Source organism: Alkalibacillus haloalkaliphilus (genome assembly GCF_007991275.1).
In the GTDB taxonomy this organism is placed as follows: domain Bacteria; phylum Bacillota; class Bacilli; order Bacillales; family Alkalibacillaceae; genus Alkalibacillus; species Alkalibacillus haloalkaliphilus.
Genome location: NZ_BJYA01000031.1, coordinates 1 through 1,856, shown reverse-complemented (window position 1 = coordinate 1,856; position 1,856 = coordinate 1). Strand labels below are relative to the sequence as shown.

General features: G+C 41.4%; 1 protein-coding gene. It reads left to right on the top strand.

The features are described 5' to 3' along the window. The first annotated feature begins 414 nt into the window (after positions 1 to 414). Complete coding sequence (gene ltrA, locus AHA02nite_RS14910; protein WP_246118881.1) at positions 415 to 1,776, top strand: group II intron reverse transcriptase/maturase; 1,362 nt, start codon at positions 415 to 417, stop codon at positions 1,774 to 1,776. Positions 1,777 to 1,856 lie beyond the last annotated feature (80 nt).

The window sequence follows — 1,856 nt, the reverse complement described above, 5'->3', positions numbered from 1 at the left end:
TTAGTTTGCCTGGCATGGGTGAGCTCTAACGGGTGAAAGTCCCGAGTGCGACCTGGTAGCGGTAAGCACATAGTCGAAGGCAAGGGTGTCCATGGTGACGTGGAATCTGAAGGAAGCCCTAGACAAACCTCTGGTTTGACGAACAGAAATCATATAAGAGGCAACGTATGAGGATAAGACTGCTAAAGAAGTTGAAGTCCTATAGCTACTCATATCATACGGTGTAAATATGGCAGATAGATGGAGCGAAAGAGTTCACACCTTAACCAGGGAGGTCTCACCACCTACTCCAAAGACTTGTAGTGATATAAGTTTGGGCGGTGAGAAGTCAGCCGAAGCCGTAGTAGTGAAGACGTCTAACGAAAGTTAGAAAGAGCGAAGGGCTGAACAATTTTATGGTTATGGAAATCTTGATTGGAAGAGGAAAAAGACCACTGGCATACCGCGTTAAAGTGGATACCGACTTCACGAGAAGGAAAGGAAGTAACAAGCATGTATGACGAGAAACTTTTAGACAGGATTCTAAGAAAGGATAACCTTGACCAGGCACAGAAACAAGTCATTAAAAACAAAGGTGCCGCAGGTGTAGATGGTATAACAATCAAAGAATTACCATCACACATGTTGGAAAACAAAAAGGATATTATCCGCCGAATCAAACAAAGAGAGTACCAACCATCCCCAGTTAGAAGGGTCGAAATTCCTAAAGATGATGGGGGAGTTCGACTATTAGGTATCCCAACCGTAGTTGATAGGGTTATCCAACAAGCTATAACCCAAGTTCTCACTCCTAAATTTAATCAACAGTTTCATGAACACAGTTATGGGTTTAGACCAGGACGAAACGCTGAAATGGCAATACGTCAGTCGCTTGAATTTATGAATGAAGGTTACGAATGGGTGGTGGATATAGACCTTGAACGTTTCTTTGATACGGTCAATCATGACCGTCTAATGAACCTAATATCGAGAACAGTGAAAGACGGTGATGTCATCTCACTCATCAGAAAGTTCCTAGTAAGTGGAGTGCAACTCGATGAAGGATATAAGGAGACAATCATAGGAACACCGCAAGGTGGTAATTTATCCCCTCTGTTAAGTAACATCATGTTGAATGAATTAGACCAAGAGCTTGAAAACCGAGGACTCCGTTTCGTTAGATACGCTGATGATTGTATCATCATGGTTAAAAGCGAAATGTCTGCCAATCGTGTTATGCGATCGGTATCAAAGTTCATCGAAGAAAAGCTTGGCCTAATCGTCAACACAACGAAATCAAAAGTGACCAAACCCAATAATCCTGACCTAAAGTTTCTTGGTTTTGGCTTCTTTAAAGACTACCAAAATAATGAGTATAAAGCAAAGCCACACCAGAAATCGGTCGAAACGTTCAAATATAAACTGAAACAGTTAACAAAAAGAAACTGGAGTGTAGATACGAAGTATCAAGTGAAACGGATTAACCAACTCATAAGAGGTTGGGTTAATTACTTTAGAATAGGTTATATGAAAAGCCTACTGGAGCGAATTGACTCTCACACGAGAAATCGTCTAAGAGCGTGCATATGGACAAAGTGGAAAACACCTAAGAATCGGAGAAAGAATTTAATCAAACTAGGTATGAGTAAATACAATGCCTACAGGAACAGTTATACAAGTAAAGGTGCGGTCCGCACCGCTTACTCATGGATTCTTACAACCACTATAACCAATAAGAGATTAGCCCAATTCGGACTAATCTCTTCTGCACAACATTATAAGAAAGTACGTGCTTAATATAAAATTGAACCGCCGTATACGGAACCGTACGTACGGTGGTGTGAGAGGTCGGAGGTTAATCACCTCCTCCTACTCGA